Genomic DNA, 14,184 nt, shown 5'->3' with positions numbered 1-14,184 from the left:
AAGTGTACCAGTTAGAAAGTCGTTTAAAACTAGCGACATTGAGGTTGAGTTTTATGTTTTATGGAAAGTAAAAAGAAGCTGATTTTAGAATCAGCTTCTTTTTTATTCCATCAGCAAATTAGCTTCTTTTAGCGACTTTATTGCCGCTTCCATTTGTTCTTCACTATCGGCCTCTAACGTGTGTAAATGTGTTCCGTCTGTTAGCTGTGAAAGGTAAGACGCGTTTGTTTTTTCAATTTTTTTAATAAAATCGTCTACTTCTTTTCGATTTCTTACCATAACTGAAGCGGTTAAATCACCATAAACGGGATGTTCTATGATGACATCCTTTACAGTTACACCGTGATCGACAAGTAAATAAAGCTCTTCAATTGTTTGCTCTGGGGTATGATGAGATACAATAATTCTTTCAATTTTCTCTACTGGACCTGGTGGGTGCAAATAAACATACCCTTGACTTGTAGCTAATATCGGTTCCTTTTTCGCTTTTAACAGGGAAATGTCCTGAACAATCACTTGTCGACTAACGTTTGTCCGTTTTGCGAGTTCACTACCAGTTAATGGTGCTGCTTCTGTCTTCAACCAGAATAGTATTTTTTGCCTTCGGTCATCTCCTAATATTTTTTTCTCTTTATTCATAGGGTTTCGCTACTCCTTTACAACCATGTATTTACAATTTTTTCTAACGTTTGTACAGTAAATTTAATATCGTCTATCGTCGTATGTTTTCCAAAAGAAATTCGAATAAGTTCTCTTGCTTCTTCATCTGATAAACCAATTGCCTTCATGGATCGACTCGGGTTTTGAGCCCCTATTTGGCATGCACTCCCTGTCGAAATAGCAATTTGCGCTCGATTACATTCTAGCATAATATGCTGACCTTCTATACCAGCAAATCTAAGTGCGACAATGTTTGGTAATGATTCTGTCATACTTCCTTCTATTGTGACAGAATTTATTTTCTCTTTTAGTATATGAATGAAATATTGTTTTAACGTTGCTAGTCTATCCATTTCTTGTACTCTTTCTTCCTTCATTAGCTGAGCTGTAGTAGTAAAAGCTGCAATCCCTGGAACGTTTACCGTCCCTGGACGCATTCCGCCTTCATGAGAAGCTTCTTCATAGATGGAAGACCACGGAACTTTAGGGTTAATGTATAAACACCCTACACCTTTAGGGCCATACAATTTATGAGCAGAGATGGACAGACTATCTAAATGAAAATCATTAACATCAATAGAAAGCTTATTATACGTTTGAACACAATCACTATGAAAAAGTATATTTTTTTCTTTTAAAAGTTGCCCAATTTCTCGAAGTGGTTGAATGGTACCTGTTTCAGAATTGGCGTGCTGGATAGAAACGAGACACGTATTAGGTCGAATAGCTGACCCTAAATGCTCCATCTCTACTTGACCTTCTTTATTAACATCCAAAAAAGTAACGTCGTACCCATTTTTTTCAAGCTTCTTAAACAAATGATAAATAGAAGCATGTTCCACTTTCGTAGTAATAATGTGCGTTCCTTTTCTTTTATTACCATTAAGCAATGTTTCAATAGCTAAAATATTTGCTTCACTACCACTACCAGTAAAGTAAATGCCATCACGATGACCACCAATGTCTTTTGCTATTTCAGCTCGGCAATTATTTAATAAATCCTGTGCAGTCGTTCCTAAATCATGTAAACTACTAGAATTTCCATACATCTTCATTGCAACATGACTAAACACTTCTACTGCTTCTTTTCTCATCGGAGTTGTTGCTGCGTAGTCTAAATATATCATGTGAAATCCTCCTAATATCTTTTTGATTTCTCGTTAAAATATAAAATTATTAAATTAAAACTATATGAAAGTAAAAAACTCTTGTTATTATTTTAAATTTATGTAAATATAGGTGTCAAGACACCTATATTTACAGGAGGCCCAAAATGGCTAACAAACAGATAGACGTTATAGTTGTTGGAAGTGGCTTAGCTGCTTATATGACAGCTAAACATTTAAGTGAGCGTATGAATGTGATGATTTTCACAAAGTTGACGAAACAAAACAATAATTCAAATTTAGCCCAAGGTGGAATTGCAGCAGCAATCCGTTCTGATGACCATTGGGTACATCATTTTGAAGATACGATAGAAGCAGGAGTACACCATAATAACCGTGATGCCGTCACCATATTAACGATGGAAGGTTCACGAGCAGTTCAATCGATCATTGATGAAGGAATGGAATTTGATTATGAACCTTCTGGAAAATTATCGTTTGGGCACGAGGGAGCACATAGTCATAGACGTATTATTCATGCTGGTGGTGATCAAACAGGAAAAAAAATAATGGAGTTTGTACAAAAAAGAGTAAATGTTGAAATGAAAGAAAATGAAACAGTCGTTCAACTGCTTGCTCATGATAACACAATATACGGGGTCCAAACTATTGCGAATGATGGTAGTCGTAACGTCTATTATGCACCTTCTGTTGTACTTGCTACTGGAGGAGCAGGAGGATTATTTTACTATACTTCTAACGATCCTTCTATAACTGGAACTGGGTTAGCGATGGCATATGATATTGGTGCTAAGCTAGTCGATTTAGAATTTATGCAATTTCATCCAACGCTCTTATCGATTGGTGGTAAAGCGGTTGGCCTTATCTCGGAAGCTGTCCGTGGAGAAGGTGCCTATCTTGTAAATAATGCTGGGGAACAGATAATGAAAGGGAAGCATCGCCTCGAAGATTTAGCTCCAAGAGATGTTGTTGCGAGAGTCATTTACAAAGAAATTCAAAAAGGAAATCGTGTATTTCTGAACATAAGTCTTGTTGAAAACTTTATGAGCAGGTTCCCTTCTATTACTTCTTTATGTAAGCAGTACGGAATTTCTTTAGTGAAGAATTTAATTCCGGTTGTACCAGGAGCACATTTTTTTATGGGTGGAATTGAGACGAACATCCAAGGCGAAACGAGTGTAGAAGGACTTTACGCGGTTGGAGAAGCAGCGTGTAATGGTGTACATGGAGCCAATCGACTGGCAAGTAATTCGTTATTAGAATGTCTCGTTTTTACGAAAAGAGTAGCAGAATGCATCATGCGTAAAGGGTCAGTTGTAGAGAATATCCAACTTGTAAGTAATAACAAAAACACTCCCTATTCACCGTATTTTCCATTACCAAAAAAGCGGGAGATTCAACAAAAAATGATGGACTACGCTGGGATTGTACGAACGGAAGAAGGTTTATTAACGTTAAAAAGATGGTTGCAGCAATATGAACGGGCTTGGGAATTCCCGTTACAATACGAACAAAAGGAAGATATAGAAATAGCACAAATGTTACAGCTTTGTTTCTTAATTGTTCAAAGTGCATTGGCAAGAGAAGAAAGTCGTGGAGCTCATTACCGAGCAGATTTTCCATATGTGAAAAATGAATGGGAACAAAAAAAGGTCATCACTTGTAAATATGAAAGTCAACTAGTGTAAGAGGGGGATATTCATGAATCGAATACAACTGAAGAAAATGTTAGAACAATTTTTTATAGAAGATATCGGTAACGGAGATTTGTCCGTGCAGTTTTTATTTTCTAACACAATTGGCTCTGGAAAGCTAATTGCAAAAGAGGATGGGATATTCGTTGGAGAAGCGGTTATTTCGGAAGGATATCAATTATTAGACTCTAATGTAGAATGCACTTTTTTTCGTAAAGATGGAGAGGTGGTCCAAAAGGGTGACGTAATTGCATCTGTTCAAGGAAAAATGGAAGCTTTATTAACAGGGGAAAGAGTAATTTTAAATGTTATTCAACGGTTAAGCGGGATTGCAACCTTAACCAATAAAGCAGTTCAGCTGCTAGAAAATAGTGAAACAAAAATATGTGATACGAGAAAAACAACACCAGGACTTCGAATGCTTGAAAAGTATGCAGTGAGGTTAGGCGGTGGTCATAATCATCGTTACGGATTATATGACGGTGTCATGATTAAAGATAATCACATTGAATTTTGTGGTGGGATTACAAATGCAGTCCAAACCGTTCGAAACCACGTAGGTCATATGGTGAAAATAGAAGTGGAAACAGAAACACGTGAACAAGTACTAGAAGCAGTTGAAGCTGGGGCAGATGTGATTATGTTTGATAATCGTTCCCCAAAAGAAATTCTCGAATTTAAAAAACTAGTACCTCCTCATATCGTAACAGAAGCATCAGGGGGAATTTCGCTTGAAAATTTAGCACAGTATGGAGAAACGGGTGTGGACATTATTTCATTAGGATTTCTAACCCATTCTGCTCGTGCATTAGATATTAGCTTTAATGTAGGAAATAAAAATACAAACTAAGAAGGTGAGTCGGATGAATATTTTAGACACGATTAAACTAGGTGGTCAAACATTACCAGATCGCTATCGAAATATGACGGTTGAGGAATTAGAAAATAGGGTGCGAGCGATAAAAGAACGATTAGGAGAAGAATTGTTTATTCCTGGTCATCATTATCAAAAAGATGAAGTAATTCAATTTGCAGATGCAACAGGAGATTCGTTACAGCTTGCTCAAGCAGCTGCAAAAACAACAGCAAAATATATCGTCTTTTGTGGCGTTCATTTTATGGCTGAAACAGCAGATATTTTAAGTACAGATGAACAAACTGTCATCTTACCAGATATGAGAGCAGGCTGTTCAATGGCTGATATGGCAGATATTCACCAAACAGAACGTGCTTGGGAAGAACTGCAAGCAATCTATGGAGACACAATCTTACCATTAACTTATGTTAATTCAACGGCTGCGATTAAAGCATTTTGTGGAAAAAATGGAGGAGCAACTGTTACAAGTTCCAACGCGAAAAAAATGGTAGAATGGGCATTTACTCAAAAAGAGCGTTTATTATTTTTACCTGACCAACATTTAGGAAGAAACACTGCGTTTGATTTAGGGATTCCTTTAGATAAAATGGCAGTTTGGGATCCAATTGCCAATCGTTTGGAGTGGGAAGGTAATATAGATGAGATTCTAGTGATTCTTTGGAAAGGTCATTGCTCTGTACACGAAAAATTTACAGTAGCCAATATTGAGCACCTTCGAAAAACAAAGCCTGAAATGAACATTATCGTTCACCCTGAATGTACGAGAGAGGTCGTTAGCTTAAGTGACTATGCTGGGAGCACCAAGTATATTATCGAAACAATTGAAAACGCAGCGAGTGGAACTTCTTGGGCAATTGGTACAGAAATGAATTTAGTAAATCGTATCATTCAACAACATCCCGATAAAGAGATCATCTCATTAAACCCATATATGTGCCCTTGCTTAACGATGAATCGAATTGATCTTCCTCATTTACTATGGGCACTTGAATCAATAGAAGAAGGAAACATAACGAACGAAATAACGGTTCCAAAAGACATCACTCAACAAGCAACCGCAGCATTAGAGAAAATGCTAGCCCATGCATAAATGGATAAAAGCGACATTAAAAATATAGTATTACTGGTTAAATAACAATATTTAATAACAGTGGAGAAAACAATTCGTTTTTTCCACTGTTTTTGTTTGTCGGATATTAAACCAGTATAGCTTACAATTATGTATTATTTGTAAACTCCATATTCATCACTTTTATTTTAGTACGCTGTTTCGAAGAACAATCCAACAATCTAAAAAGTCTGTCACTACAGACTTTTTAGTTATCCCCCGTTCTTTTTATTTAAAAAATGCATATGTTGTTGTGAGAAATAGTGGCAAAATGCCCAGTCCGTTCATAGACTATAAAGACTTTGCTAAGGAGGGAAGACCCTTGAAAATCCATATCGTACAAAAAGGAGATACTTTGTGGAAGATTGCCCAGAAATATAATGTGAACTTCGAACAATTAAAGGGTGCGAATTCACAATTAAGCAATCCTGACATGATTATGCCCGGAATGAAAATTAAAGTACCAACTGCGAGTGTTCCTGTTAAAAAGGAGGCTCCGCAAGTTCAAGGTGTTACTAAAGAAGCACCGATCATGAAGGAAGCACCAATCATGAAAGAGGCGCCAATTAAGAAAGAAGCACCAATTATGAAAGAAAAGCCGGTAGTAAAAGAAGCACCTAAGAAACCTTATGTGCCGAAACTACCGCAAATTAAACCATATTTTCCAGATGTGGACGTTAATAATTACTATTTCAACGTTCCGATAACACAACAAGCTGCTCAAATAAATATTCCTCAAGCTCCTCCAGCACCAATTTTGCCAATGGATATTGAGGAAAGTGAGGATTTTCCAGAAGAAATCAAACCAATTAAAATGCCTAAGCAGCCAGAAATGAAAATGCCTAAACAACCAGAAGTGAAAGGGGTTCAACAACCTATGTATCCACAAGCACCACTTCCTGCAGAATATTGCGTACCAACATCACCAGTTTTACCTGGTACTGGATTACATGGATATCCACATATGGCAGCACCAGCTGCCCATGGATATCCAATGATGCAAGCGCCAGCAACACATGGTTACCCAATGGGGGGAATGCCAACAGCACCAGCACACGGCTACCCAATGGGAGGAATGCCAACAGCACCAGCACAAGGATATCCGATGGGAGCAATGCCAACTGATCCAACTCAAGTAGCTGGGGTACAAGGAATGTATGAATCACCTGACTTTGATATGAATGATATGCATGATTTCCATGAAGGTAGTGGTTATATGCCGTTTGAAGGAGATCATACTGCAGTAGCAGGTGTTCAAGATATGGCAGATATGCAATGGTCCCCTGATATGACGGGGCAACAACAAATGGGTATGCCTGATATGACGTATGGAGGAGTCCCAGGAGCAGCACCATACGGAGGAATGCCAACAGGTGTACCGTACGGAGGATTCCCAGGAGCAACTCCATATGGCGGAATGCCAGGCGGTGTACCATATGGTGGAGTACCAGCTGGAATGCCTTACGGGCCGATGGGGGGATACCCTTGTGTTCCAACATCACCAGTATTACCAGGCACAGGTTTAGCTCCAATGCACGGTGGCTTTCCTCATGGAGGAATGCCAATGATGCCACAGCATCCTCAAGCAGTAGCTGGGGTACAGGATTGTGGATGTGGACCTGGTCCGCAAGCTAGCCCATATGGAATGCCAGGACACTATGGTTATGGCTATTATCAAGCTCCTCAAGGAGAAAGAGCAGAAGAAGATTTTAACGGTCCAAACGATAACGAAGATGAAAAATAAAAATTATTTAATGAGAGGCGATTTAAATTCTAATCGTCTCTTCTTCTATTTAACGAAGGTAGAAAAATTGCAAATTAACCACGTAGATAAGAGAAAGGAAAATTTATTTAAGGTAAAAACGTTTGATACAACCTTTATTTTAAAAGGATTTAAAGACGAGTTGACTGTCCGAATGAATGTAGCCATTAGCCAGCATTTACAACAAGAACGTTTTTTTCAATGTGTTAGCTACTACAAGTTTGTTAATGGTAACTACTACATCGAGCTAGATAACATGTTTTGGGCGATGACGACTTATATCCCACAAAGGAGGAACGTATCTTTTACTTACAAAAGGGACAGAGAAGCAGGACTCATGCTATTAAAAGCTCTTCACGATACGTCTAAAGATTTGTCTTTGTTAAAACAAATCGTCCCAACTGAACGAAACGTAGAAAATTGGCTTATTCGATTACGAAGATTTGAACAAAATGGTGCATTATTAATTGAACTATTTGATGAACATACTATAAAAGATATCGTTAGTTACAGTAAACAATCGTTATTAGCGCTGCAACAATTACCTTTACCGGAAGAAAAACAAGTATTATTACATGGTGATGTAGCTAGTCATAACTTTCTAAAAGGTAAAGATGAGCAGTTTTACATTATTGACTTTGATTTAGCTTCTATCGGGCATAAAGAATGGGATTATGTTCAATTTACTAATCGGATATTACCATCGATAGGTTGGGATGAGAAAAAGTTTTTACAAATGCCGATACTTCCTAATCTTTTAAAAAGCAATCAACTCTTTAGGGTTGCCATAACATTTCCAATGGATATTTTGCGTGAAGGAAACAAATTTATTAATGGTCAATCAATCTATGCGGCTCATTTTCTTTCCTATTATGCTAAAACGTGGCAGTTGAGGAAGAAATTTTTGACGAATATAATCAAAGTGATAAAATAATAATTATTGATGTATAGGAGGAAACGAGCAATGGAAGAGAAAGTGACAAAGCTGGTAAAGTGGCTACAAGAAAAAGTGAAGGAAGCTGGATTAAACGGTGCAATAGTTGGGGTCAGTGGTGGAATCGATTCAGCTGTTGTCGCTCATTTGATTAAACGTGCATTTCCAGACAACTCTTTAGGACTAATAATGCCTTGTAAAAGTAGTGAAAAGGATGCGGAAGCAGCATTAGAAGTAATTAATAGTTGTGCTATTAACTATATGGTTGTTGATTTAACACAAACACATGAAATCATGTTTTCTGCAATAGAAAATGAATTAAAAGAAAAAGGAACATGGAATGAAGAAGCTGCTAGGTTAGGGGATGCTAACACAAGAGCACGTCTACGTATGACAACACTATATGCTGTAGCGAATAACTTCGGTTATTTAGTTGTTGGAACAGACAATGCTGCTGAATGGCATACAGGTTATTTTACTAAGTTTGGTGACGGTGGAGTTGATTTAGTTCCACTAGTTCACTTAACTAAAGGTGAAGTAAGAGAAATGGCGAAATATTTAGGCGTTCCAAATTCAATCATTACGAAACCACCTAGTGCCGGACTTTGGGAAGGGCAAACAGACGAAAATGAAATGGGTACAACATATACAATGATTGATAAATATTTAAAAGGCGAAGAAATTCCAGTTGAGGATAAAGAAATTATAGAGCGACTGCATAAACGTTCTGAACATAAACGTCAGCTAGCATACGCTCCACCAAAATTTTAAAATCGGTATTTGTTAACGTTCTTGGACGTATCTGACATTATAAAAACCCCTCTAACAAGTCATCATAAGAAAGAACACTACTTAGTGTTTAGGACTTGTTAGGGGGGTTATCGCATTGAAGAAGACATTGTTAACTTTATCGTCTGCAGCAATTATGCTTGGTGGCTTAACTGGATGTGGTGCTGGAAACCAAGCTACTGGTAATCCAGGAACAGATAACCGTACGGAGAACACAAGGCCAATCGGTTATTACACAAGTGAGAACAATCCGTATGCAACGAATGTAAACAACCGTACAAACCGTTACACGGATCATAGTGGTAACGCATACGAGTTAAGAGACAATGACGGTCCTATTATTGAGATGATGGACAGAGCCATTATAAATGGTGACCGTAATGCTCAAAGAAACAATACACTTACAAACCGTACAGGAAATAATGATCGAGGATTATTTAATGTAACAAATAGAGGTCAGAATCAAGCAAATAGAGGTTTGTTTAACGATACAACTACTCGAACAAGGACTCAAAACGATACAGGTATGTTTAATAGAAATCATAATCAAAACGATGCGGGACTATTTAACGTAACGAATCGTAATAACAATCAGAACATTGGGTTTAACAACAGATACACACCTAGAGCGAATGAAGGCAGAGGATTATTTAATGTTAATACCCGTAATGACCAATATGCAGATACAAATTACCACCGACACCTAAACTCCACTGCATCTCGTGGAAAACCATCTTACTATAACAATTACCAAGGTGAGTTGACAGAGCAAATAGCAGCTCGTGCTTCTCGAGTGCGTGGTGTTCGAGACGTTAGAGCGGTAGTGTACGGTAATGACGTTCTTGTTGCTGTTGATACAGAAGCGAATGCAAGTGAAACGCAAGTAACGAGAGATGTACGTAGAGCCGTCGATCCTTTAGTAAGAAATAGTGATGTTCGTGTAGTTACGGATGAAGGTACATTTAATCGCGTGCGTAATGTTGACAACGATATTCGTGATGGTGGCCCGATGGAACGTCTAAATGAAGACATTCGTTCCCTATTCCAAACTGTAACACCAGGACGATAAAGACAAAGGAGCAATCCATAAAGTGAGTGAATCTTACTTTATGGGTGCTCTTTTTTTAGGCGCAAGCACCCAACTATTAATTTTAAAGCTAGACAACCATGCAAGTGATTTGCATCATGTCAATGAAATTGGGTGGTTAGATTTTGAACAGTTACAATTTTTTACCTTTCCAGATTAAGCACCGTGAGTGGAACGGAGCGGAAGACACTTGACTCCTGCGGGATGTAGAGGGAAGGTCGAGACCCCGCAGGCAAAGCCGAGGAGGCTCGAATCCCTCCCCGCGGAAAGCAAGTGTCTGCAGCGAAGTGAAACGGACAAACTTAAAACGTACATTATTACCAAAACGATGACTATATTGAAATGCTATTCCCTAAAACACGTATATATTCAAGGTAAATCTATGTACGATGAATGTCTACCTTATTAACAAATGCCACACATAATAAAACTAATTACTTTTCTGAAAATTACGCCTTTAATAACTACCCTCTTTTTTTGGTTAAAACTTCTATGTTTGGTCAAAATAGAAAATGAAAATATAGTTATTAACCAAAAAAAAGAATGTGAGGGGAGTCCTATGAAACCCATCATTCCGAAACAGATCATCATTATTTTTTCATCTTTCTTCATTTTTTGTACAATTTTGTACACAACCCTTGAAATAAAAGGGAATGCAGAAGTAAATAAACGAAATAATGACCAATTGATGGAAGAGCTAGATGAAGCATACGAAGTAAACGGTCCTTTAAAGCTAACAGTCGTTTTGGAAAGAATATACGTAGACGGTGAAGTTAGTGAAGAAGTGTTAGAAGAGACTATTTGGGCAATGGAAGACTTTTGGGCTGATTATGAGGATTGGCAATTAGTTACTCAAGATGAGGAACAAGTCGTTTTTCAAATGCATATAGATGATATTTCACCTTTACTTAAATCGAATGGATATTTTGGCATTACAGAAGAAGGAATATTAACGATATTTGATGGAAAACCAGATGCAAAATCTAAAATAATACAATCCTTTTACCAAATAGATGTAGAAAAATTAGAAAGCCATAAACATAACCTATTAAAAAATGGGATTAAAGTGTTCTCAAAAGATGAATATGAACAAGTACTAGAAGCGTTTAAAGCGTATTCGGCACAGCCTCATTAGACTAGCTATCTTTAGCTAGTCTTCTTTCATTTAAGAAACTGGAAAGTAATCTTTTCTCTTCCCGTACGAATGTTCTTCTTTTTATGGTAAAATAGTAGTTGATTGCTAATGATAGGAGAGTATTAAGTTGATTGAATTTTTAAAAGGATATATCGATTACGTTAGTCCAGAATATATAGTGTTAAATGTAAATAATGTAGGCTATCAAATTCATACGCCAAATCCGTTTATATATCAAGTTCGTGAAGAAAAGGTAGTAACTATTTATACATATCAACATGTAAGGGAAGATGTTTTAGCTCTTTACGGTTTTCAAACTCGTGAGGAAAAGAACTTATTTCTGAAATTATTAAATGTTACTGGAATAGGACCTAAGGGTGCGCTAGCAATTATTGCAACAGGTGAGCCAACTCAAGTAATTCATGCGATTGAAAATGAAGATGAAAAGTATTTAACGAAATTCCCTGGCGTTGGAAAGAAAACGGCACGCCAAATTATTTTAGATTTAAAAGGGAAATTGCAAGATGTTGTACCAGAAGCATTCCCTAGCCTTTTTGAACCGGATATTAATGTTGCCACTTCGAGTAGTAATACTGCATTTGAGGAAGCGGTAGAAGCATTAAAAGTATTAGGGTATGGGGACAGAGAAATCAAAAAAATTACCCCAACTCTAAGCAAAGAAACTTTAACAACCGATCAATATGTGAAGAGAGCTTTACAACTTCTTCTTCAATAGGTGGTGAAACTTGTGGATGAACGAATTATTTCTCAAACTGAAAATGCTCAAGACCAAGAGTGGAGTTTACGCCCTCAATCTTTAAAACAATATATTGGGCAAAATAAAGTAAAAGAAAACTTAGAAGTGTTTATTGAAGCTGCAAAGATAAGACAAGAAACACTTGATCACGTTTTGTTATATGGCCCTCCAGGGTTAGGGAAAACGACACTAGCTGCCATTATAGCAAATGAGATGGGTGTACAATTGCGGACAACGGCTGGGCCTGCTATTGAAAGACCGGGTGATTTAGCTGCTATTCTTTCTTCACTCGAGCCAGGAGACGTTCTTTTCATTGATGAAATACATCGTCTTCATCGTTCTATCGAAGAAGTGCTATATCCAGCTATGGAAGACTTTTGTTTAGATATTGTAATAGGTAAAGGTCCAAACTCTCGCTCCGTTCGATTAGATTTACCACCATTTACATTAGTCGGTGCAACAACGAGAGTAGGACTTTTAACTGCCCCGTTACGGGATCGTTTTGGTGTGTTAAGTAGATTAGAGTATTATAATGAAACGCAATTGACGACAATAGCTTTAAGAACGGCACAAATATTAGACATTGGTTTAGATGAATTAGCAGGATTGGAGATTGCAAGGCGTTCTCGTGGGACTCCTCGAATTGCTAATCGTTTATTACGAAGAGTACGTGATTTTGCTCAAGTTTTAGGGAAAGATATTATAACGGAAAACTTGGCCAATGAAGCACTTGACCGCCTTCAAGTCGATCGACTTGGCCTAGATCATATCGATCATAAGTTTATACTCGCTATTATTGAAAAATTTCGGGGTGGTCCAGTAGGGCTTGATACTATTTCCGCAACAATCGGAGAGGAATCTCATACTATTGAGGACGTATATGAACCGTATCTTTTGCAAATTGGCTTTTTGCAACGAACACCGAGAGGAAGAATCGTAACAGATTTAGCATATCGACATTTTAACTTGGAGGTGCCAACAGAATGACTGAGCTTCCTAAAATGTTAATGATTTTAGGTGGAGTGTTGCTTTTAATCGGTTTATTGTGGCAGGTAGTCGGGAAAATTCCTGGAGATATCGTCGTGAAAAAAGGGAATTTTACTTTCTTTTTCCCTATCGTTACGTCTATTATTATTAGTGTTGTTTTAAGTTTAGTTTTTTATTTCATCGGTCGGTTTCGATAAATTTTTAAAAAGGAAGTTTTGTGTATGAAAGTAGATTTATTTGATTTTCATCTACCAGAGGAGTTAATTGCTCAAATACCACTAGAAAATAGGGAAGCTTCTCGGTTAATGGTATTAAACAAAGAGAATGGGAACGTTGCGCATGAGCCATCTTTTCGCTCCATTTTACAATACGTGCAAGCTGGGGACTGTCTTGTATTAAATGATACGCGAGTTTTACCGGCCCGTTTATTTGGAATGAAAGAAGATACAGGTGCAAAGGTTGAAGTGCTACTTCTAAAACAAGAAGAAGGAGACGTTTGGGAGACACTTGTTAAACCAGCAAAACGCGTAAAAAAAGGAACCATTATAACATTTGGAGATGGAAGGCTCAAAGCTGTTTGTGTGGAAGAAAAAGAACACGGTGGCAGAATGCTTGAATTCCAATATGAAGGTATTTTTTATGAAGTGCTAGAAGGTTTAGGTGAAATGCCACTTCCACCGTACATAAAGGAACAATTAGATGACCAAGAAAGGTATCAAACTGTTTTCGCTCGGGAACGAGGCTCTGCAGCTGCTCCAACAGCAGGCTTGCATTTCACGGAAGAGCTACTAGAAGAGATGAGAACGAAAGGTGTACATATCGCTTTTATTACTCTTCATGTCGGATTAGGTACATTCCGTCCAGTAAACGTCGATAATATTGAAGAGCACGACATGCATGCGGAGTTTTATCAAATGACAGAAGAAACAGCGAATGAGTTAAATACTGTCCGTGAAAATGGTGGGCGTATTATTACGGTTGGCACAACAAGTACTCGCACGCTAGAAACGATTGTAAGCGAACATGGAATGTTTAAAGAAGCAAGCGGTTGGACAAACATATTTATATATCCAGGTTATACGTTCAAAGCAATTGATGGAATGCTAACGAACTTTCACTTGCCGAAATCAACATTAATTATGTTAGTAAGTGCGTTAGCAGGAAGAGACAATGTTATTCACGCGTATGAAGAAGCAGTAAAAGAAAAATATCGTTTCTTCAGCTTCGGTGATGCGATGTTAATTTTGTAAAAGAGATGAGTATAAGG

Annotated in this window: 15 protein-coding genes; 13 read left to right on the top strand and 2 right to left on the bottom strand. The window is 37.6% G+C overall.

All coding sequences use genetic code 11. The features are described 5' to 3' along the window. Positions 1-102 precede the first annotated feature (102 nt). Both O1A01_RS18970 and O1A01_RS18965 read right to left on the bottom strand, forming a co-directional pair. Positions 103-639 carry a transcription repressor NadR gene (locus O1A01_RS18970; protein WP_066414336.1) on the bottom strand — a complete coding sequence of 179 codons (537 nt, stop codon included), beginning with the start codon at positions 637-639 and terminating at the stop codon, positions 103-105. Between the two features lie 17 nt (positions 640-656). Next, positions 657-1,787, bottom strand: coding sequence for an IscS subfamily cysteine desulfurase (locus tag O1A01_RS18965; protein ID WP_270064748.1), 1,131 nt, complete (start codon positions 1,785-1,787; stop codon positions 657-659). 146 nt (positions 1,788-1,933) lie between these two features. On the opposite strand from O1A01_RS18965, the gene nadB reads away from it, so the two are divergent. From nadB to queA, 13 genes are all read left to right on the top strand, one after another. Further along, on the top strand, positions 1,934-3,475 hold the full coding sequence (gene nadB / locus O1A01_RS18960) for an L-aspartate oxidase (protein ID WP_270064747.1): 1,542 nt from the start codon (positions 1,934-1,936) through the stop codon (positions 3,473-3,475). A 13-nt stretch (positions 3,476-3,488) separates the two neighbouring features. Next, on the top strand, positions 3,489-4,331 hold the full coding sequence (nadC, locus tag O1A01_RS18955; RefSeq protein WP_270064746.1) for a carboxylating nicotinate-nucleotide diphosphorylase: 843 nt from the start codon (positions 3,489-3,491) through the stop codon (positions 4,329-4,331). Positions 4,332-4,344: 13 nt separating this feature from the next. Beyond that, complete coding sequence (nadA, locus tag O1A01_RS18950; protein ID WP_270064745.1) at positions 4,345-5,448, top strand: quinolinate synthase NadA; 1,104 nt, start codon at positions 4,345-4,347, stop codon at positions 5,446-5,448. Positions 5,449-5,788: 340 nt separating this feature from the next. After that, a complete protein-coding gene (gene safA, locus O1A01_RS18945) occupies positions 5,789-7,210 on the top strand; it encodes a SafA/ExsA family spore coat assembly protein (RefSeq protein WP_270064744.1) in 1,422 nt (473 codons plus the stop codon). Next, positions 7,131-8,162: a phosphotransferase gene (locus O1A01_RS18940; RefSeq protein ID WP_270064743.1), complete on the top strand. Its 1,032-nt coding sequence runs from the start codon at positions 7,131-7,133 to the stop codon at positions 8,160-8,162. Before safA ends, O1A01_RS18940 begins: the two co-directional genes overlap by 80 nt. 30 nt (positions 8,163-8,192) lie before the next feature. Further along, the gene (gene nadE / locus O1A01_RS18935) at positions 8,193-8,933 is read left to right on the top strand and encodes an NAD(+) synthase (protein ID WP_270064742.1); all 741 of its coding nucleotides are present in this window, start codon (positions 8,193-8,195) and stop codon (positions 8,931-8,933) included. A 115-nt stretch (positions 8,934-9,048) separates the two neighbouring features. Beyond that, on the top strand, positions 9,049-10,020 hold the full coding sequence (locus tag O1A01_RS18930; protein ID WP_270064741.1) for a YhcN/YlaJ family sporulation lipoprotein: 972 nt from the start codon (positions 9,049-9,051) through the stop codon (positions 10,018-10,020). A 22-nt stretch (positions 10,021-10,042) separates the two neighbouring features. Further along, complete coding sequence (locus O1A01_RS18925) at positions 10,043-10,198, top strand: hypothetical protein (RefSeq protein ID WP_270064740.1); 156 nt, start codon at positions 10,043-10,045, stop codon at positions 10,196-10,198. A gap of 399 nt (positions 10,199-10,597) precedes the next feature. Further along, on the top strand, positions 10,598-11,173 hold the full coding sequence (locus O1A01_RS18920) for an intercompartmental signaling factor BofC (RefSeq protein WP_270064739.1): 576 nt from the start codon (positions 10,598-10,600) through the stop codon (positions 11,171-11,173). Between the two features lie 127 nt (positions 11,174-11,300). Next, positions 11,301-11,909 (top strand): Holliday junction branch migration protein RuvA, encoded by a 609-nt coding sequence (ruvA, locus tag O1A01_RS18915; RefSeq protein WP_066420851.1) that lies wholly within the window; start codon positions 11,301-11,303, stop codon positions 11,907-11,909. Positions 11,910-11,921: 12 nt separating this feature from the next. Continuing rightward, positions 11,922-12,917, top strand: a complete 996-nt coding sequence (gene ruvB, locus O1A01_RS18910) for a Holliday junction branch migration DNA helicase RuvB (protein ID WP_066420852.1) — start codon at positions 11,922-11,924, stop codon at positions 12,915-12,917. Next, positions 12,914-13,114, top strand: coding sequence for a DUF2905 domain-containing protein (locus O1A01_RS18905; RefSeq protein ID WP_066420853.1), 201 nt, complete (start codon positions 12,914-12,916; stop codon positions 13,112-13,114). The genes ruvB and O1A01_RS18905 overlap by 4 nt, the downstream gene beginning before the upstream one ends. A gap of 24 nt (positions 13,115-13,138) precedes the next feature. Then, positions 13,139-14,167, top strand: a complete 1,029-nt coding sequence (gene queA, locus O1A01_RS18900) for a tRNA preQ1(34) S-adenosylmethionine ribosyltransferase-isomerase QueA (RefSeq protein ID WP_066420855.1) — start codon at positions 13,139-13,141, stop codon at positions 14,165-14,167. The last annotated feature ends 17 nt before the right edge of the window (positions 14,168-14,184 follow it).

Origin of the sequence: Sutcliffiella sp. NC1 (genome assembly GCF_027594365.1) — a bacterium.
Lineage (GTDB): Bacteria > Bacillota > Bacilli > Bacillales > Bacillaceae_I > Sutcliffiella > Sutcliffiella cohnii.
The sequence above is the reverse complement of the archived record's forward strand: the minus strand, read 5'-3'. Positions and strand labels throughout refer to the sequence as shown.